This window comes from Actinokineospora alba, assembly GCF_004362515.1.
Taxonomy (GTDB): domain Bacteria; phylum Actinomycetota; class Actinomycetes; order Mycobacteriales; family Pseudonocardiaceae; genus Actinokineospora; species Actinokineospora alba.
The window spans coordinates 6,231,912-6,249,827 of the sequence record NZ_SNXU01000001.1; the positions used below are offsets into that span (position 1 = coordinate 6,231,912).

Consider the following 17,916-nt stretch of genomic DNA (forward strand, 5'->3'; position numbering starts at 1 on the left):
ACGCCGAAGGGCTCAGCGTCCCCTCACCGAACCGACGGCGCGTCGCAGGCTCTCGGCGAGGGCCTCGGGGTCGTGGCGGTCACCCGCCGGGCCCGAGGCGATGGTATCGAGCAGCAGGTCAGCCCCAAGTGCCTTCGCCGCACGTCGGAGGCGGTCCGGGGTGGACACGGAGTCCGCGTCGGCGACGACCGCGTCGATCCGCAGCCGGGGCGCGTGTTCGCTCAGGACGTCGAGATGACGCTCCGGGGAAAATCCGGCGGTTTCCCCCGGTTGGGGGACGAGATTGAGCACGACGACCCGGATCGCGGCGGTCCGCACGAGCGCGTCGTGCAGTTCCGGGACGAGCAGGTGCGGCAGGACGCTGGTGAACCACGAGCCCGGACCGAGCAGCACCACGTCGGCGTCACCGACCGCGGCGACCGCCTCCGGGCACGCCGTCGGTGGCTGGTCGCGGTGGGCCGCGTTGTGCAGGCGGATGCGGCGCACCCGGCCCGGCGTGGTCGCCACGGCGACCTGGCCGCGGATGCGGCGGACCGTGCTCGGGTCTTCCTCCAACCCGGTCACGTCGGCCTCGATGTCCAGTGGCTCCAACGACATCGGCAGCACCCGGCCGGTCACGCCGAGCAGCCGCGCGGCTTCGGCGAGTGCGGCGACCGGGTCGCCGAGGACCTCCAGCAGACCCGCGAGGACGAGGTTGCCGATCGCGTGGCCCGCGAGCGCCCCGGTGCCGCCGAAGCGGTGTTCGAACACCTCGGCCCACGCCTGGGGACCGGCGAGCGCGGTCAGCGCCTTGCGCAGGTCGCCCGGTGGGAGCAGGCCGAGTTCACGGCGCAGCCTGCCCGAGGAACCACCGTCGTCGGCGACGGTCACCACGGCGGTGACGTCGTCGGTGAGCACGCGCAGCGCGGTCAGCGTGGCGTGCAGCCCGTGGCCGCCGCCGAGGGCGACGGCCCGGAGGCCTGGTTCCGGTGCGCTCACTCGCGCCCCAGGTCGCGGTGCACGACCTTCACCGCCATACCGTCCTCATCGGACAGTCGCCTGGACAGTTCCTCGGAAATCGCGACGCTGCGGTGCTTTCCGCCCGTGCAGCCGACCGCGAGCGTCAGGTAGCGCTTGCCCTCGCGGCGGTATCCGGCGCCGATGAGGCGCAGCAGCTCGTGGTAGCGGTCGAGGAACTCGTCGGCGCCTTCCTGGCTGAGCACGTAGTTGCGGACGTCCTCGTCGCGGCCGGTCTGGTCCTTCAACTCGGGGATCCAGAACGGGTTCGGCAGGAACCGCACGTCCATGACCAGGTCGGCGTCCATCGGCAGGCCGTACTTGTAGCCGAAGGACAGCACGGTGACCCGCGTGCTGGTGCCCGCGTCGGAGCCGAAGGCGTCCTCGATCTTCGCGCGGAGCTGGTGCACCGACAGGGTGGACGTGTCGAGGATGAGGTCGGCTTCCTCGCGCAGCGGCATCAGCAGCGAGCGCTCGGACTTGATGCCGTCGACGAGCCTGCCCTCGCCCTGCATCGGGTGGCCGCGGCGGACGTGCTCGAAGCGGCGCACCAGGACGTCGTCGGTGGCCTCCAGGAACAGCACCCGCGGCTTGTACCCGCGCGCGTCGAGGTCCTTGATGATCGCGGAGAGGTCTTCGGTGAAGGCGCGGCTGCGCACGTCCATCACGACGGCGACCTTGGAGATCGCGCCGCGGGCCTGCGAGCCCAGCTCCACCATCGTGGAGATCAGCTCGGGTGGCAGGTTATCGACGACGAACCAGCCGAGATCCTCCAGACACTTGGCGGCCGTGCTTCTGCCCGCGCCGGAAAGACCCGTGACCACGGCGACTTCGACGCCGGGCCCAACATGTTCCGTGCTCACTGCTTTTCCTCGCCCCTGTTCAATGCGGTGTGAACGGCTTTCGCTGTGGCCAGGCCGATGCCCGGCACCTGGGTGATCTCCTCGACGGTGGCCGCCGTGAGCCGCTTCACCGAGCCGAAGTGCTTGATCAGCACCGCCCGGCGACTCTGGCCCAGTCCGGGCACATCGTCCAACGCGGACATTGTCATCCGCTTGGCGCGCTTCTGCCGGTGATAGGCGATCGCGAACCGGTGGGCCTCGTCACGGACCCGCTGCAGCAGGTAGAGCGCCTCGCTGGTGCGCGGCAGGATGGACGGCTCCGGCTCGGCGGGCAGCCACACCTCTTCGAGCCGCTTGGCCAGCCCGATCACGGCCACATCGGTGACGCCGAGGTCGGCGAGGACGTCGGCGGCGGCGTTGGCCTGCGGGCCCGCGCCGTCGACGACCAGCAGGTTCGGCGGGTAGGCGAAGCGGCGGGGTTTGCCGGTGTCCGGGTCGATGCCGGGCGTGCGGTCCTGGCCGCCGGACTCCCCCGCGTACTTGGCGAAGCGGCGGCGCACGACCTCGGCGATCGAGGCGACGTCGCCCTCGGTGGCGGCCTCGCGGATGGCGAAGCGCCGGTATTCGTTCTTGCGGGCCAGGCCGTCCTCGAACACGACGAGCGAGGCGACGACGTCGCTGCCCTGGATGTGGCTGATGTCGATGCACTCGATGCGCAGCGGCGCGCTGTCGAGACCCAGGTTGTCCTGCAACTCCTGGAGGGCGGCCGAGCGGGCCGTCAGGTCGCCCGCGCGGCGCAGTTTGTGCTGGGTGAACGCCTCTTTGGCGTTGCGCTCGACGGTCTCCATCAGCGCCCGCTTGTCCCCGCGCTGCGGCACCCGGACCTGGACCCGCGAGCCGCGCAGCCCGGTGAGCCACTCGCCGATGGCCTCGGCGTCGGCGGGCAGTTCCGGGACCAGGACCTCGCGCGGGACCGAGTTGGCGACATCGTCCTCAAGGTCGGCCTGGTCGCCGTAGAACTGGCTGAGGAACTGGTCGACGAGCCCGGTGACCGGGGATTCCTCGCCCGCGTCCTCCAGTCGGTCGACGACCCAGCCGCGCTGGCCGCGGACCCGGCCGCCGCGCACGTGGAAGACCTGGACGGCGGCTTCGAGTTCGTCGTAGGCGAAGGACACCACGTCGGCGTCGGTGCCGTCGCCCAGGACGACGGCCTGCTTCTCCATGGCGCGGCGCAGAGCGCCGATGTCGTCGCGCAGCCGGGCGGCGCGCTCGAACTCCAGCTCACTCGACGCCTGGGCCATCTCCTTCTCCAGCCGGCGGACCATGGCGTCGGTCTTGCCGGAGAGGAAGTCGCAGAAGTCGAGCACGATGGCCCGGTGCTCGTCGGCACTGACCTTGCCCACGCAGGGCGCGGAGCACTTGTCGATGTAGCCGAGCAGGCAGGGCCGCCCGATCTGGCCGTGGCGGCGGAAGACCCCGGTGGAGCAGGTGCGGGCGGGGAAGACACGCAGGAGCAGGTCGAGGGTCTCGCGGATGGCCCACGCGTGGGCGTACGGGCCGAAGTACCGCACACCCTTCTTGCGGGCGCCGCGGTAGACGTGCAGGCGCGGGTATTCCTCGTTGAGGGTGACGGCCAGGACCGGGTAGGACTTGTCGTCGCGGTAGCGGACGTTGAACCGCGGGTCGAACTCCTTGATCCAGTTGTACTCCAACTGGAGCGCCTCGACCTCGGTGGACACCACCGTCCACTCGACAGCGCCCGCGGTGGTCACCATCTGGCGGGTGCGCGGGTGCAGCGAGGTGATGTCGGCGAAGTACGAGTTCAGCCTGGAGCGCAGGCTTTTCGCCTTGCCCACGTAGACGACCCGGCCACCAGGATCACGGAATTTGTACACGCCAGGCGCGTCCGGGATGGTGCCGGGAGAGGGTCGGTAGGCGGACGGGTCGGCCACATCCACAACCCTACGGCCGAGCACCGACAAAGGATCGGGTCGGGGTCTTGCGCGCGGCTGACCCCGCCTGCATACTGCTTTCACTCCTTAAGTAGTGAAAGGGTGTTGGGTGATCGAGTTCCGGATCGACCGCCGTTCCGGTGTCGCCGCCTATCTGCAACTGGTGCACCAGACCAAGCAGGCGCTGCGGCTCGGGCTGCTCGTGCCCGGCGACCGGCTGCCCACGGCCAAGGAGGTCATGACCGCCACCGCGATGAACCCCAACACGGTGTTGAAGGCGTATCGCGAGCTTGAGCGGGAAGGCCTGGTCGAGGGTCGGCGAGGTCTGGGCACGTTCGTCATCGGGACGCTCGCCCGCCCTGGGGCGGCCGACGACGGCGCGCTACGTGAGGAGCTGACCGCCTGGTTGGCCGGTGCGACAGCGGGAGGGCTGGCGCGCGAAGACGTGGAAGCACTGCTGAACGCCGTGCTCGATGAGTACTACGACGTTGGGGGAACCAAATGATCGAGGGGTCGGCCGCGCTCGACGCGACCGGATTGGGCAAGCGCTACCGAAGGGGGTGGGCGCTTCGGGATTGCACGTTCACGCTCCCGACCGGAAGGGTCGCGGCACTGGTCGGGCCGAACGGGGCGGGCAAGAGCACGTTGATGTCGCTGGCCACCGGGTTGGTGCGGCCGACTGAAGGCACGGTCGACGTACTGGGCAAGCCCGGGCTCCTGGCGCAGGGCAAACCGCTGTACCAGCGGTTCACCGTCACCGAGATGCTGCGCGCGGGCCGCGCGCTGAACCCGGACTGGGACGACGCCTACGCCCGGCGGCTGGTGGCCGAGGCGGGCGTTCCGTTCGACGCGCGGATCGGCACGCTGTCCGGCGGTCAGCGGACGCGGGTGGCGCTCGCGGTGACCCTCGGCAGGCGCCCACCCGTGGTGCTGCTGGACGAGCCGCTGGCGGACCTCGATCCGTTGGCCCGCCAGGAGGTGATGCAGGCACTACTGGCCGAGGTCGCCGAGACCGGGACGACAGTGCTGTTGTCGTCGCATGTGATCGCCGACCTCGACGGGATCTGCGACCACCTGGTGCTGCTCTCCGCCGGCCGTGTCCGGCTGACCGGTGACGTCGACGACCTGCTGGCGGAGCACCGCCTGCTCATCGGGCCGCGCACGCTCGACGTGCCCGCCGAGGCGGTCGTGGAGCGGCGGGACACAGCCCGGCAGACGACCATGCTGGTCCGCGGCCTGGGCGACGTGCCCGGTTGCGAGGCGCACGAGCCGACCTTGGAGGAACTGGTCTTGTCGTACTTGCGCGCGGACCGCGTCGAGTCGGTGCGGGAGGTGGCGGCATGACGTGGGTCGCGTGGCGGCAACAGCGGGCACAGCTCATGGTGGCGTTCGCCCTGGTCGCCTTGGTCGCGGCGGTGATGGTCTTCGTGCGGATCGACGTGTCGTCGATGCCCGGCGACCAGGGACAGCTCAGCGACCGCTACAACCAGTTCCTCAGTTATGTCCCGATGGTCATGCTCGTGCTGCCCGTGCTGCTGGGGATGTTCGCGGGCGCACCGGTGTTCGCCCGCGAGATCGAGCAGGGCACCCACATCTTCGGACTGACCCAGTCGATCAGCCGGAGCAGGTGGTGGGCGACCAAGCTGGCGGTGGCCGGGCTGCCGATCATCATCGCGATGGCCACGCTCGGCATAGTCAACGCGTGGGCGTTGGGGCCGCTGAACTTCATCATGTCCGGCCGGATGCGCACGCCGCTGTTCGAGAGCCAGGGCCTGGTGCTGGGCGCGTACACGGCGGTGGCGTTCGCGATCGGCGCGACGGCGGGTCTGTTGGTGCGCAACACCTTGGCCGCCATGGCGATCACCCTCGGCGGGTACACCGCGATGCTCGTGGTCGTGTCGAACGCGGCCCGCCCGGCCTACGCCGACCCGACGTACTCGACGGGCCTGCTGCCGACCGACGTCTGGCGCGTGGAGTCCGGATACCTCGACGGCGCGGGCAAGCCGGTGTCGATCGCCCCCGAGAAGTGCGGCATGGAAACCATCGCGGAGTGCCTCGCGGGGCAGGGAGTGCGCAGCGAGTTCGCGTGGTTCCACGCCGGGGAGCGGTTCTGGAGTTTCCAGGCGATCGAGGCCGGCCTGTTCGCCGCGCTGACGGCGGCCGTGCTCGCCCTCGGCGCTTGGGCCGTGCACCGGCGACTCCGCTAGTCGGAACTCGTCGTCGGTGGGCGACAGTACGGTGAAGGAGCCGGATCTCGATCAACGACGGAGTCGACATGGGTGTGCGGACCGCTCTGCGGAAGATGCTCGCGAGCCAGTTGGGCAATCCCCGCGGCTTGATGGGCAAGTCGGTCGCGAAGCGGCTGAACAAGTTCAACTTCGCCGCCACCAGCGGGGCCGTCGAAGCGCTCGCCGTGGTGGACGGCGAGGTCGTCGCCGACCTGGGCTTCGGCGGCGGGGTGGGCCTGCGGCTGCTGCTCGACACCAAGGCGTCCGAGGTCCATGGCGTGGACTACTCCGCGTCCATGGTGGACCGCGCCCGCCGCGAGTTCCACGACGACCGGCTGCGGCTGGCGACCGGGTCGATCACGGCGCTGCCGCTGCCCGACGACTCGGTCGACGGGCTGATCACGCTGAACACGATCTACTTCATCGAGGACCTGGCCACCGCGTTCGCCGAGATCGGTCGGGTGCTCCGACCGGGCGGGCGGGCCGTGATCGGCATCGGCGATCCGGAGGGGATGGCGAAGATGCCGGTCACCCAGCACGGGTTCATCGTCCGACCGGTGGAGGACGTCGTGGCGACGCTGGCCGGGGCGGGGCTTGTGCTGACTGATCACCGGCGGGTCAGTGAGTCGGAGCTGGCCCCTCACTTGCTGGTGGTGTGCCACGCGAAGTAGGCGGTCACGGGCGAGCGGGGTGACCGCTCGCCCGTGAGTCGTTCAGGCGACAAGGACCTCGGGGCAGAGCTGCTCGGCGAAAGCCTGGACGTCGGCGCCCCCGACGATCTGCAGAACGATGTACCGGGCCGAGAACTCGTTGGGCAGCCGAAGCAGTTCGACCTCCACCTTGGCCTTGTCGATCGCGGCGGGCCTGCCCGCCACCGGTGTGTCCTTCGACCCCGGTCGCCCGAAGTCGGTCACGTAGAGCGTGACCTCACCGATCCGGCAGTAGCCCGTCGCGCTTGGCCGGACCTCGCTGTCGGGCTTGCGAAGGAGGCGCGCCGCGGCGGTGCACAGCACGAGGGACTGGATCGGTCGGGGCAGGTCGACCAGCGGCACTCCCGGCGGTGGCGCTGTCGGGGTGAACGGAAGGTCCTGCACGCCCTCGACGAACGGGGTCGGGGGGCCGGGCGCGGCGAGGCGCGGGACGATCACGGCAACCAGCTCGCGCAAGCGGGACATGACACTGCCCCAGTGTTCAGTCCCGCGAACCGTCGCGGACGCGTGGAAAACCGGTGCGGCGGCCTCCGACTCGACTTGCTCCTTGACCGACTTCAGCCCAAGGGTGACGATCGCGACAGCGGCGACAGCGTGTCCGTCGCCGCTCGCGAACCGGGCCGGGCGGCCCGCGACCTTCTCGTCCACGGTCCCGGTTGTCGCGAGTCCGTGCTTGGTCATCGCCAGTTCCACCCGGAGCACGCCGCTCTCCACCTCGCAGGCCTCACCCGAGGGGGCGAGGCCGTACGACCGCGACACCGGACCGCCCAGGGCGGCTTCCCATTCCTCGGGCGAGAGCGCGTGGCACAGCGCCTGCGCGGCGGTCTCACCGCGGACATGGACGATGCCGTCGCCCGCCGGCATGGGCACTGGGCGAAGGTGCCGGTCCGCCGCGGGCGGCGGCGCGGGCGGGTCGGCGGGCAGGGTCCCGACCGCACCGTGCGGGTCGTCCGCGGCGCAGCCCGCGACCAGGGACAGCGCCGCGATAACCGCGGCGATCTTGATGAACATCCTCGGAGCCCCCTTGATCAGCCGGGAAGCTACCAGCGATCAAGGGGGCGAGGTGTGGATATGCCGGAGTGGCCGAGGGGTCACATCGTCAGGCGAAGACGACCTGGTCGCCCTCCACCTTGACCGGGACCTCCTTGAGCCCCGTCGTGGCCGGGCCGCCCTTGAGCGCGCCGGTGGCGCCGTCGAAGGTGCTGCCGTGGTTGGGGCAGGTGATCGTGCCGCCCGCCGGGGCCGAGACCACGGTCCCCTGGTGCGGGCACGACGCGTTGAACGCCTTGACCGTGTCCGGGGTGGGGCGGACCAGCACCAGCGGGCCCTTCGGGGTGCTCTGCAGCACCAGGCCGCCGCCCTTGGGGACGTCGGCCAGCGCGGCCAGCGGACCCGACGGGGCGGCGCCGCCCGACGTGCCCGTGCCACCGCCGGAAGGAGCGGGGGCGGTGGTGTCGGAACAGGCGGCGACGAGTGCGCCCGGGGCGACCAAGGCCACCATCAGGCCGCACAGGACCTCGCGGCGGGACCGGGCTTCGGGTTTCGTGGTGGGTTCTACGGCGGTCAAGCGAGCCTCCAGGTCCGGGAAGGATCTACACCTTTCCCTACGCGGGCCCAAAGCACGAGGTTCACCCCAGGGCGAGATGCGTGCGCAAAGCGTCGTCGAGGCGGTCGAGCAGCTCCGGGGGCAGCTTGCCGATGCGCTTGCGCACCCGGTTGGTCGCGATGGATCGGACCTGCTCAGCCTGCGCTTTCGAGTCGACGACCAGCCCGCACGCCCGCGACGGCAGCAGGACCTGGAAGCCGAACACGCGCTCGATGTTCGACGTGATGGGGACCACAGTGATCACGCCACGCCCCGTGCGCGCGGCGACGGCGTTGGCGGCGTTGTTGCTGACGATCACGGCCGGGCGGACCTTGTCGGCTTCGGAGCCGCGGGCCGGGTCGAGGTCGACCAGGTGGATGTCACCGCGCCGCATCGGCCATGCCGTCGGCGGTGGCGGCGTCCCACAGGCCCGCTTCCTCGGCCGCGTCCCACTCGTCGAAGGCGGCCGTGTACTCGTCCTGCAGCTGCGACTCGCGCAGGCGGGCGATGGCGAGCTGGATCACCGAGGACCGCGAGGCCTCACCGGCGCGCGCGGAGTACTCGTCGATGAACCGGACGTCGTCCTCCGGCAGACTGACACTGAGCTTCACACCGCCGATACTACCCGTGGTAGCACCCGGCTTGCTACTGCTGCCGTGCGTGCGCTTCCCGGTGTAGGCGCCGCAGCTCGCGGATGCCCTCGACCGCGCGGGCGCCGTCGACCGACTGCAGCGCCATGACCGGCACATACTCGTCGTCGGGCAGCTCCAGGCGAGCCCACGAGGCGCTCTCCGGGAAGCTCACCGACTCGATGACCGACCAGTCGAAGTGCGTGGTCCCCAGCAGGTTGCGCACGTCGACACCGTCGGCGTCCGCGGTCACCTTCGGCCGGGTGAACCACAGCGCGCCGCAGGCCAGGAGCACGCCGATGCCCGCCATCGCGACCTGGTCGGACGGCTGGAAGAAGACGCCGGTCGGGGTGTTGCGCAGCAGGACCGCCACGGTGGTGAACACGACGAGGAACACCACCGCGAACGCCCCGGCGACGAAGCGGACCCTGCGCGGTCGAGCGGTCACTGGAATCCCTGTTCCGTCCACGGGTGCCGCAGCCCGCGCACCGCGAGCGCCGTCTCCAGCGCCGCTGCGCAGGCCTCGTAGCCCTTGTCCTCCGCCGAGTCCGGCAGGCCGCTGCGGTCGATGGCCTGCTCCTCGGTGTTCACCGTGAGCACCCCGTTGCCGACCGGCGTGCTCTCGTCGAGCGACACCCTGGTCAGGCCGTAGGTCACCGCGTCGCACACGTACTCGAAGTGCGGGGTGCCGCCGCGGATGACCACGCCGAGCGCGACGACGGCGTCGTGGTGCTTGGCCAGTTCCTGGCAGACCACCGGCAGCTCGATCGCGCCGGGGACACGGACGACCGTGGGTTCCACGATGCCCGCCTCGGTCGCGGCGGCAAGCGCGCGCTCCAACAGCCGGTCGGTGATCTCCGCGTGCCACTTGGTGGCCGCGATGCCCAGCCGGACGCCCTCACACCGGGGAACCCCGGTCTGGGGCCTGCCTTCGCCACTCACCAGGATCTCCCGTCGATGCTCCGGCATTCACGCCGGGGAGGAATGGGGTTTCGCATGGCCACGACTTGAGCGTGCCCCAGCCTGTCCGGTCTCAACAGTGTCTCCTGGTTTTGTCGGTAGTGGCCGCTAGCTTGATCGGCATGTCCCGGTTCCGCCTTCAGCCGACACCCACTCAGGAGCGGGTGTTGGTGGAGCATTGTTGGCATGCCCGGTTTGTGTGGAATCTCGCCGTGGAGCAACACGCACACTGGCGGCCGGGTCGCAGGGCGGCGCCGGGGTTCATCGAGCAGTGCCGTCAGTTGACCGAGGCGCGGGCGGCGAACCCGTGGTTGGCGGCCGGTTCGGTGATCGTGCAGCAGCAGGCGTTGAAAGACTTCACCGAGGCGATGGCCAACTTCTTCCGCCGGACCCACCGACGGCCCACCTGGCGCCGACGCGGCCGGGCCGAGGGGTTCCGGATCGTGGCGGTCAAACCGGGCGATGTACGTCGGGTCTCCCGCAAGGTCGGCGAGGTGAAGGTGGCCAAGATCGGGTGGGTGCGGTTCCGCTGGTCGCGTGCGGTCGCCGAGGGTGTGAAGTCCTACCGCATCACCTGTGACCGGGCGGGCCGTTGGCACATTGCGTTCGCCGTGGCGCCCAAGCCCATCGCCGGACCGGGCGCGGGTGCGGCGGTGGGTGTGGATCGCGGAGTGGTGGTGTCGGCGGCGTTGTCCACCGGGGAACTGCTGAACGCACCCACGTTGCGCCGACCCGAGAAGGCGCGACTGCTGCGGCTGCAACGCAAGCTCGCCCGAGCACAACGCGGCTCCAACCGGCGCAGCAAGGTCAAGACCGCGATCGCGAAACTCAGGGCCCGCGAAACCGACCGGCGCAAGGACTGGGTCGAGAAGACCAGCACCTACCTCGCCCGGCAGTTCGACGTGATCGCGGTCGAAAACCTCAAGATCACCAATATGACCCGGTCGGCGAGGGGCTCCCGGGATGTGCCGGGCCGTGGTGTGCGGCAGAAGGCGGGCCTGAACCGGGGCATCCTCGCCAACGGATGGGGCCTGCTCGTAACCCGGCTGGAGCACAAGGCTCCAGGCCGGGTGGTGAAGGTCGACCCGCGATACACGAGTCAGCGTTGTTCGGCGTGCGGGATCGTGGATCGGGAGGCGCGCGAGAGCCAAGCCGCCTTCCGGTGCCGGTCCTGCGGCTTCGCCGCCAATGCCGATGTGAACGCGGCACTGAATATTCGGCACGCGGCAGGGCATGCCGTGACTGCACGGGGAGGCCCGCCGTTGGGTGAGCTTATGAACCGTGAACCTCAACGCGACCTCCTCCCTGTGCGGTAGTTGCTGTTGAATCCCCGGCCTTGAGGCCGGGGAGGACGTCAAGCTTTGTCCTCCCCTGTCGTCGTCGTCGACACGACCGCCGCCGTGCCGCCGTCGTAGTGCTCGAGCTCGGCCAGGTGGTGGCCCATCCGGTCGCGCTTGGTGCGCAGGTAGTGCACGTTCTCCGGGTTCGGCCACACCGACAGCGGCACCCGGTCGACCACGGTCAGCCCGTAGCCCTCCAGGCCGACCCGCTTGGCCGGGTTGTTCGTCAGCAGCCGCATCGTGCGAACGCCGAGGTCGACGAGGATCTGCGCGCCCGTGCCGTAGTCGCGGGCGTCGGCGGGGACACCCAGCGCGAGGTTCGCGTCGACGGTGTCGTGGCCGTCGTCCTGCAGCTGGTAGGCCTGCAGCTTGTGCATCAGGCCGATACCGCGGCCCTCGTGCCCGCGCATGTAGAGCACGATCCCGCGGCCCTCGGCGGCGACGGCCTCCAGGGCGGCGTCGAGCTGCGGGCCGCAGTCGCAGCGCAGCGAGCCGAAGACGTCGCCGGTGAGGCACTCGGAGTGGACCCGGACCAGGACGTTGTCGCCGTCGCCGATCTCGCCGTAGACCAGCGCCACGTGCTCGATGCCGTCGAGCAGCGAGTCGAACCCGACCGCGCGGAACGTGCCGTGCGCGGTGGGGATGCGGGCCTCGGCGACCCGCACGACCTGCTTCTCGGTGCGCCTGCGGTAGGCGATCATGTCGGCGATCGTGATGATCGCCAGGTCGTGCTCGGCGGCGAAGACCTGCAGCTCGTCGAAGCGGGCCATGTCGCCTTCGTCCTTCTGCGACACGATCTCGCAGAGCACGCCCGCGGGTCGGAGACCGGCCATGCGAGCCAGGTCGACGGCGGCCTCGGTGTGCCCGGGCCTGCGCAGCACGCCGCCTTCCTTCGCGCGAAGCGGCACGACGTGGCCGGGGCGGTTGAAGTCGCCCGGCGTGGAGTGCTCGTCGGCGAGCAGCCGGATGGTGTGGGCGCGGTCGGCGGCCGAGATGCCGGTGCTGACGCCTTCCTTGGCGTCCACGGTCACCGTGTAGGCCGTGCCGCGCACGTCCTGGTTGGTGTGGAACATCGGCGGCAGGTCGAGCCGGTCGCAGTCGGACTCGGTCAGCGGCACACAGATGTAGCCGGAGGTGTAGCGGACCATGAAGGCCATCAGCTCCGGGGTGGCCTTCTCCGCGGCGAAGATCAGGTCGCCCTCGTTCTCGCGGTCCTCGTCGTCGACGACCACCACGGCCTTGCCCGCGGCGATGTCGGCGATCGCCCGCTCGATGGCAGCGAAGTCACTCACCGGTGTTCTCCTCCTCGGTGCCGCGCCCGGTTGATCCGAGGTGCGGGATAGCCAGTCTTTCCACGTACTTCGCGATGACGTCCACTTCCAGGTTGACCTTGTCACCGGGCTTGCGGACGCCGAGCGTGGTCGCGCGCAGCGTCTCCGGGATCAGGCTGACCGAGAACCAGTCCGCACCCACCTCGACGACGGTCAGGGACACGCCGTCGACGGTGATCGAGCCCTTCTCCACCACATACCGCGCCAGGCCGCCCGGGAGGCTGATCTTGACCAGTTCCCAGTGCTCGGAGGGCTCGCGCGAGATCAGCTCGCCGGTGCCGTCGACGTGGCCCTGCACGATGTGCCCGCCGAAGCGCTGCCCCACGGCGGCGGCGCGCTCCAGGTTCACGTGGTCGCCCTTGGCGACCTTGTCGAGGCTGCTGCGCAGCAGGGTCTCGCGCATGACGTCGGCGGTGAAGCTGCCGTCGGCGAGTTCCACCACGGTCAGGCAGACGCCGTTGACCGCGATCGAGTCACCCTGCTTGGCGTCGCTGGTGACCAGCGGCCCGGCGATGGTGACCCGCGCGGCGTCCGCGAGATCCGCCACGGCGATGACCTCGCCGCGTTCCTCGACGATCCCGGTGAACACCGACTGCCTCCTCAGTTCCGGTCCGGCACGGCGGAGATCCGCACGTCCGGTCCACACATGGTGACGCCTTCGACCCTGAACCGGTGAGCTCCGGTGATGGTCGACACGCCCGATGCGCCCAACGCCACAGGGCCATCACCCAGAAGGGTAGGCGCTACGTAAGCGAGGACCCGGTCGACCGCACCCGCTTGGACGAACGCACCCGCCAGCGTCGGGCCGCCTTCGAGCAGCACGTCGACCACTCCGCGCTCCCCTAGAGCGGCCAAGACCTCGCTTGGCTCGCGCGTGCGCAGGTGCAACGTCTCTGCGGCGTCGTCGAGCACGCGTGCGCCCTCGGGCAGGTCTCCGGTTCCCACGACCACTCGCAACGGCTGCCGGTCCGCCGTTGTTCCGTCGGCGTCGCGGGCGGTGAGCGCGGAGTCGTCGGCCAGGATCGTGCCCCGGCCCGCGACGATCGCGTCGATGCGTCGGCGCAGGTCGTGGACCTGCGCGCGGGACGCCGGCGAGCTGATCCACCGGCTGGTCCCGTCGGCGGCGGCGACCCGGCCGTCGAGGGTGGCGGCGTACTTCCAGGTCACGTGCGGGCGCCCGGTCCGCGCGTAGTGCAGCCAGGCGCGCAGCGGGCCGCGCTCGACCTCGTCGGCCAGCAGTCCACTCTCGACGGTGACGCCCGCCTCAGTCAGGACGGTGCGGCCGCCCGCGGCGGCCGGGTTGGGGTCGGCGACGGCGAAGACGACGGTTTTGACGCCGGCGGCGATGAGGGCGCGGGTGCAGGGCGGGGTGCGGCCGTGGTGGGCGCACGGTTCGAGCGTGACCACGGCGGTGCCGCCCCGGGCCTTGGTCCCGGCGTCGACCAGGGCCATGACCTCGGCGTGCGAGCCGCCGGGCGGCTGGGTGGCGCCCACGCCGACCTGGTTTCCGTCGGCGTCGAGGATGACGCAGCCCACCGGCGGGTTGGGACTCGTCGTCCCCCGCACCGCGTCGGAACCCGCGATGGCGGCCCGCATCGCCGCGGTCAGCTTGTCGTCCACCCGATCAGTTTCGCAGGTTCACCGATCCGGACTTGCCGGCGGCTCACCGGGGTCGGTCTCGTTGGCCGGGACACCGGCCACGGCGCGTCGGCGGTTGCGCCACAGCGTCCATCCCGCCGCGCCGAGGACCGGAATGGTCAGGCCGGTCATCGGCCAGTACGTCTTGAGCCAGTTGGTGATCCCGTAGGCCAGGTTGACTTCGACCTCCACCGGTTGGTCATACGTCTTGTAGTAGGTCGATGCGCCTTCTCTTGTCAGGTCCACGACCTTGATGACCAAGTCGAGCTTGAGCGATCCGCTGCGGGTTGGGCGCACGTCCCGGGCCCACTCGGCGAAACTGTCGGTGAGGAGAGTCCGCCTGTACGGACTGCTCAGATCGGCCACCATGACTGTGCCGATCATTGTCGAACTGATGTTGATTCGGCCGGTTCCCGGCAGCTCGGCAGTCACCCCCGAGGACGCGGCCTTCTCCGCGCCCCGCACCGTGACCCGATGCGAGTCGTTCACTCGCATCGGAGGGGGTGCCCGGTAGACGACCTCGCCTTTCGCAGCAGCGTTTCCTGCCGCTCGGCGAGCATCCGCCGGCCATCATCGGTAGTGGACGTGACCGGGGGTTCCGCGGTCGGGCTGACCGGCCAAATGGTGGTCGTCCCCTTGGTCGTGGTCTCCGGCTCCCAATACCACCGCGGCCATCCTCCAGGCGCGCGGAATGTTCCATGCCTTCGCAGGGGCCATGGCGACCACCTCACCCAAGAAAGCGTGGCCGGGCCGGGCCCAGCCGTCTCACCTGCACAATCGGTGAAACGACCTGCCGTGTTAGTGACCGATCAGGCGAACCTGTGGTTGGCCGAGACCGCCTGGGTGCGCAACGCCTCGATCGCGCGCGCGGGATCGGCGGCGCCATAGACGGCGGAGCCTGCGACGAAGCAGTCGACACCGGCCTCCGAGGCCTGCTCGATGGTGTCGCTGTTGATGCCGCCGTCGATCTCCACCAGCAGGTTCAGGTGGCCGGTGTCGACGAGGTTTCGCACGGTGCGGACCTTGTCGAGGACGTGGGCGATGAAGCTCTGGCCGCCGAAGCCGGGCTCGACCGACATCACCAGGAGGGTGTCGTACTCCTTGAGCACGTCGAGGTACGGCTCGATGGGCGTGCCCGGCTTGATCGACAGGCCGGCCTTCGACCCGGCGGCGCGCAGGTCGCGGGCGAGCTTGATCGGGTCCTTGGCCGCCTCGATGTGGACGGTGACGTTGTGGGCGCCCGCCTCCGCGTAGGCGATGGCCCAGCGGTCCGGGTCCTCGATCATCAGGTGGCAGTCCATCGGGATGTCGGTGACCTTGAGCAGCGACTCGACGATGGGCAGGCCGAGGGTCAGGTTCGGCACGAAGTGCGCGTCCATGACGTCGACATGGACCCAGTCGGCGCCGTGGATCGCGGCGAGTTCGTCGGCGAGCCGGGCGAAGTCGGCGGACAGGATGCTGGGCGCGATCATCGGTGCGGTGGACACAGGCCGGGAGCATAAGCGCCGGTCGGGGCCGCGCACGAACCGGGAACCCGCGCCGTGAGCCAGCTCTCGCAAATGCGGTGGCGGCCTTGGGTACGTTCGGTTCATGGCGAACGTGCTCTCGGTCAACGTAGGCGTCGCGCGACCCGTCGAGGGGAAGTCGGGGCTCAGCGCGATCGACAAGCGCCCGGTGGACCACCCGGTGGCGGTGCGCGAGCCCGGGCCCGCGGCCAGCGGGGTGGCCGGCGACGAGATCTGCGACAAGAAGCACCACGGCGGCCCCGACCAGGCGGTCTACGCGTACGCGCGCGAAGACCTCGACGCCTGGCAGACCGAGCTGGCCACTCCCCTGCCGTCCGGCGTGTTCGGCGAGAACCTGACCACGCGCGGCGTCGACGTGACCGGCGCCGAGGTCGGCGAGCGGTGGCGGATCGGGCCGGACCTGGAACTGCAGGTCACCGAGCCGCGCGTCCCGTGCCGGGTGTTCGCGGTGTGGATGGCGCAGCAGGGCTGGATCAAGACCTTCACCCAGCGGGCGATCCCGGGCGCGTACCTCAAGGTCATCACGCCGGGATCGGTCAGCGCGGGCGACGAGATCACCGTGGTCCACCGGCCCGGGCACGGGGTGACGATCGGGATGATGTTCCGGGCGATCACGACCGAGTCCGAGCTGCTGCCCGACCTGCTCGCCGCCGACGACCTCTCCGACGACCTTCGGTCCTGGATCACCACCCGGCTCGCGAAGTGACCCGTTTCCTCCGCCGCAAACGGCTCACCACCCGACTGTCGGCGTACGGAATCTGCGTGCGGGACGGGAAAATCCTGCTGGCCCGGTGGATCCACGGCGAAAGTCCACTGTGGAGCCTCCCGGGCGGCGGGGTCGACTTCGGCGAGGACCCGTGGGACGCCGTGGTGCGCGAGGTCGCCGAGGAGACCGGCTACGACTTCGAGGCCGACACCCTGCTCGGCATCGACAGCCTGCACCGCGAGGGCACCTTCCACGGTGTCCGCGTGTTCTACGAGGGCCGGGTCGTCGGCGGCGAACTGCGCCACGAGGCGAACGGGTCGACCGACATGGCCGCCTGGTTCGACCTGACGGAGCTGGACTCGCTGCCCGTCAGCGACCTCGTGGGGCCCGGACTCGCACTCGCCAAGGCCAGGCCCGCGACCGGCCACACCGACTAGCCCTCATAGCGGTTGGCGACCGCTGCGGCGCGGTCGCGTAGGGCGGTGCGCAACCATTGCGGGGCCAGGGCTTCCGCGTTCGTGGAGAGTTGCCACAGCGCCCACTCGGCGTGTCGCGGATCTTGGAAGGTCACCTCCATCCGCAGCAGGCCAGCCGAGTCGGGCTCCTCGGAGAGGACGGCCAGCGCGGTGCCCACCAGTTCCTCTCGGCGCGCCGGGGCCACGCGCACCAGCGCGGTGACTTGGTCGCCACCGGCGCGAAACCGCGTGCTTCGCTGCTGCCAGGCCCGGTCCAGGTCGACCCGGGCCGGTCGCTGAGCGGGTTCGGCGAGTTCCTCGGCGGCCAAGACCCTGGACAGCCGGTACGTGCGGTCCGCACCCGATCTCGTGGCCAGCAGGTAGCCCTGGTCTCGCACGGTGACCAGGCCGATCGGGTCCACCGTGCGCCACTTCGGTGCCTGGTCCACGGCCGCGTAGTGGATGCGCAGCTTGTGTCCGGCGAACACCGCGCGGCGGATCTCGGCCACGATGGCGTCCGGCACCTCCTCGGCGACCTGCCGACGCGAGAGGAGGTCGGTCTCCGGGTCGATGAGCAACCGCTCGGCCACGTCCGCCGCGGTGTTCCGATGGCTTTCCGGTAGCGCGTCAACCACCTTGAGCATCGCCGAGGCGAGCGCCGAGCCGAGCCCGAACGCCTGCGCGCCGCGCCGTGATCCGGCGACCAGCAAGGCGAGGGCCTCGTCGTCGTTCAGTCCGGTGAGTTCGGTCCGGAAACCGGGCAGCAACGCGAAACCGCCGTGCCGACCGCGTTCGGCGTAGACCGGAACCCCCGCGGCGGACAGGGATTCGATGTCGCGCAGGACGGTGCGGGTGGACACCTCCAGCTCGCGGGCCAACGCCGTCGCGGACAGCCGACCACGCTGGCGCAGCAGCAACACCAGCGAGACCAACCGGTCGGCGCGCATGCGAAAACCTTATCGGAATACATGACACAGGATGTCGTGATTCACCGAGAGGCTTCGTCTTACAAACGCTC

General features: G+C 70.4%; 22 protein-coding genes. 7 read left to right on the plus strand and 15 right to left on the minus strand.

Annotation, left to right across the window (positions count from 1 at the left end):
- Positions 1–12: 12 nt before the first annotated feature.
- The 3 genes from C8E96_RS28345 to uvrC are packed head-to-tail and all read right to left on the minus strand — an operon-like array spanning position 13 to position 3,790.
- The gene (locus C8E96_RS28345; protein WP_091383267.1) at positions 13–978 is read right to left on the minus strand and encodes a gluconeogenesis factor YvcK family protein; all 966 of its coding nucleotides are present in this window, start codon (positions 976–978) and stop codon (positions 13–15) included.
- Positions 975–1,859: an RNase adapter RapZ gene (gene rapZ / locus C8E96_RS28350; RefSeq protein WP_091383266.1), complete on the minus strand. Its 885-nt coding sequence runs from the start codon at positions 1,857–1,859 to the stop codon at positions 975–977. The genes C8E96_RS28345 and rapZ overlap by 4 nt, the downstream gene beginning before the upstream one ends.
- On the minus strand, positions 1,856–3,790 hold the full coding sequence (uvrC, locus tag C8E96_RS28355) for an excinuclease ABC subunit UvrC (protein WP_091383265.1): 1,935 nt from the start codon (positions 3,788–3,790) through the stop codon (positions 1,856–1,858). The genes rapZ and uvrC overlap by 4 nt, the downstream gene beginning before the upstream one ends.
- A gap of 109 nt (positions 3,791–3,899) precedes the next feature.
- Between uvrC and C8E96_RS28360 the strand changes: the two genes are divergently transcribed.
- The 4 genes from C8E96_RS28360 (at position 3,900) to C8E96_RS28375 (ending at position 6,689) form a co-directional block, all read left to right on the plus strand.
- Entirely contained in the window at positions 3,900–4,295 is a 396-nt protein-coding gene (locus C8E96_RS28360) for a GntR family transcriptional regulator (RefSeq protein WP_091383264.1), read from the plus strand.
- The gene (locus tag C8E96_RS28365) at positions 4,292–5,134 is read left to right on the plus strand and encodes an ABC transporter ATP-binding protein (RefSeq protein WP_091383263.1); all 843 of its coding nucleotides are present in this window, start codon (positions 4,292–4,294) and stop codon (positions 5,132–5,134) included. Before C8E96_RS28360 ends, C8E96_RS28365 begins: the two co-directional genes overlap by 4 nt.
- On the plus strand, positions 5,131–5,997 hold the full coding sequence (locus C8E96_RS28370) for an ABC transporter permease (protein WP_091383262.1): 867 nt from the start codon (positions 5,131–5,133) through the stop codon (positions 5,995–5,997). The genes C8E96_RS28365 and C8E96_RS28370 overlap by 4 nt, the downstream gene beginning before the upstream one ends.
- A gap of 68 nt (positions 5,998–6,065) precedes the next feature.
- Positions 6,066–6,689 (plus strand): class I SAM-dependent methyltransferase, encoded by a 624-nt coding sequence (locus C8E96_RS28375; RefSeq protein WP_091383261.1) that lies wholly within the window; start codon positions 6,066–6,068, stop codon positions 6,687–6,689.
- 42 nt (positions 6,690–6,731) lie between these two features.
- Here C8E96_RS28375 and C8E96_RS28380 read toward each other — a convergent pair whose 3' ends face one another.
- From C8E96_RS28380 to ribH, 6 genes are all read right to left on the minus strand, one after another.
- Entirely contained in the window at positions 6,732–7,739 is a 1,008-nt protein-coding gene (locus C8E96_RS28380; protein WP_091383260.1) for a hypothetical protein, read from the minus strand.
- An 88-nt stretch (positions 7,740–7,827) separates the two neighbouring features.
- Positions 7,828–8,295 carry a Rieske (2Fe-2S) protein gene (locus C8E96_RS28385; protein WP_228770263.1) on the minus strand — a complete coding sequence of 156 codons (468 nt, stop codon included), beginning with the start codon at positions 8,293–8,295 and terminating at the stop codon, positions 7,828–7,830.
- A 61-nt stretch (positions 8,296–8,356) separates the two neighbouring features.
- Positions 8,357–8,707 carry a type II toxin-antitoxin system PemK/MazF family toxin gene (locus C8E96_RS28390; RefSeq protein ID WP_091383259.1) on the minus strand — a complete coding sequence of 117 codons (351 nt, stop codon included), beginning with the start codon at positions 8,705–8,707 and terminating at the stop codon, positions 8,357–8,359.
- Positions 8,694–8,924: a ribbon-helix-helix domain-containing protein gene (locus C8E96_RS28395; protein ID WP_091383258.1), complete on the minus strand. Its 231-nt coding sequence runs from the start codon at positions 8,922–8,924 to the stop codon at positions 8,694–8,696. The genes C8E96_RS28390 and C8E96_RS28395 overlap by 14 nt, the downstream gene beginning before the upstream one ends.
- A 34-nt stretch (positions 8,925–8,958) precedes the next feature.
- Positions 8,959–9,390, minus strand: coding sequence for a PH domain-containing protein (locus C8E96_RS28400; RefSeq protein WP_228770262.1), 432 nt, complete (start codon positions 9,388–9,390; stop codon positions 8,959–8,961).
- On the minus strand, positions 9,387–9,884 hold the full coding sequence (gene ribH / locus C8E96_RS28405; RefSeq protein WP_091383257.1) for a 6,7-dimethyl-8-ribityllumazine synthase: 498 nt from the start codon (positions 9,882–9,884) through the stop codon (positions 9,387–9,389). The genes C8E96_RS28400 and ribH overlap by 4 nt, the downstream gene beginning before the upstream one ends.
- 140 nt (positions 9,885–10,024) lie before the next feature.
- Here ribH and C8E96_RS28410 point away from each other — a divergent pair, with 140 nt between their 5' ends.
- Positions 10,025–11,218 (plus strand): RNA-guided endonuclease InsQ/TnpB family protein, encoded by a 1,194-nt coding sequence (locus C8E96_RS28410; protein ID WP_091383323.1) that lies wholly within the window; start codon positions 10,025–10,027, stop codon positions 11,216–11,218.
- A gap of 38 nt (positions 11,219–11,256) precedes the next feature.
- On the opposite strand, the gene C8E96_RS28415 is transcribed toward C8E96_RS28410, so the two are convergent.
- The 5 genes from C8E96_RS28415 to rpe form a co-directional block, all read right to left on the minus strand.
- A complete protein-coding gene (locus C8E96_RS28415; protein WP_091383256.1) occupies positions 11,257–12,534 on the minus strand; it encodes a bifunctional 3,4-dihydroxy-2-butanone-4-phosphate synthase/GTP cyclohydrolase II in 1,278 nt (425 codons plus the stop codon).
- Positions 12,527–13,162, minus strand: a complete 636-nt coding sequence (locus C8E96_RS28420) for a riboflavin synthase (RefSeq protein WP_091383255.1) — start codon at positions 13,160–13,162, stop codon at positions 12,527–12,529. The genes C8E96_RS28415 and C8E96_RS28420 overlap by 8 nt, the downstream gene beginning before the upstream one ends.
- 11 nt (positions 13,163–13,173) lie before the next feature.
- Entirely contained in the window at positions 13,174–14,169 is a 996-nt protein-coding gene (gene ribD / locus C8E96_RS28425) for a bifunctional diaminohydroxyphosphoribosylaminopyrimidine deaminase/5-amino-6-(5-phosphoribosylamino)uracil reductase RibD (RefSeq protein ID WP_091383322.1), read from the minus strand.
- A 42-nt stretch (positions 14,170–14,211) separates the two neighbouring features.
- Complete coding sequence (locus tag C8E96_RS28430) at positions 14,212–14,700, minus strand: hypothetical protein (protein ID WP_091383254.1); 489 nt, start codon at positions 14,698–14,700, stop codon at positions 14,212–14,214.
- Positions 14,701–15,020: 320 nt separating this feature from the next.
- The gene (gene rpe, locus C8E96_RS28435) at positions 15,021–15,683 is read right to left on the minus strand and encodes a ribulose-phosphate 3-epimerase (RefSeq protein ID WP_091383321.1); all 663 of its coding nucleotides are present in this window, start codon (positions 15,681–15,683) and stop codon (positions 15,021–15,023) included.
- 118 nt (positions 15,684–15,801) lie between these two features.
- On the opposite strand from rpe, the gene C8E96_RS33775 reads away from it, so the two are divergent.
- Together C8E96_RS33775 and C8E96_RS33780 are read left to right on the plus strand one after the other, a co-directional pair.
- Positions 15,802–16,443 carry an MOSC domain-containing protein gene (locus tag C8E96_RS33775; protein WP_091383253.1) on the plus strand — a complete coding sequence of 214 codons (642 nt, stop codon included), beginning with the start codon at positions 15,802–15,804 and terminating at the stop codon, positions 16,441–16,443.
- Positions 16,440–16,880: an NUDIX hydrolase gene (locus C8E96_RS33780; RefSeq protein ID WP_228770261.1), complete on the plus strand. Its 441-nt coding sequence runs from the start codon at positions 16,440–16,442 to the stop codon at positions 16,878–16,880. The genes C8E96_RS33775 and C8E96_RS33780 overlap by 4 nt, the downstream gene beginning before the upstream one ends.
- Here the strand turns inward: C8E96_RS33780 and C8E96_RS28450 are convergent.
- Positions 16,877–17,845 (minus strand): helix-turn-helix transcriptional regulator, encoded by a 969-nt coding sequence (locus tag C8E96_RS28450; protein WP_091383252.1) that lies wholly within the window; start codon positions 17,843–17,845, stop codon positions 16,877–16,879. The genes C8E96_RS33780 and C8E96_RS28450 overlap by 4 nt on opposite strands.
- Positions 17,846–17,916: the final 71 nt, after the last annotated feature.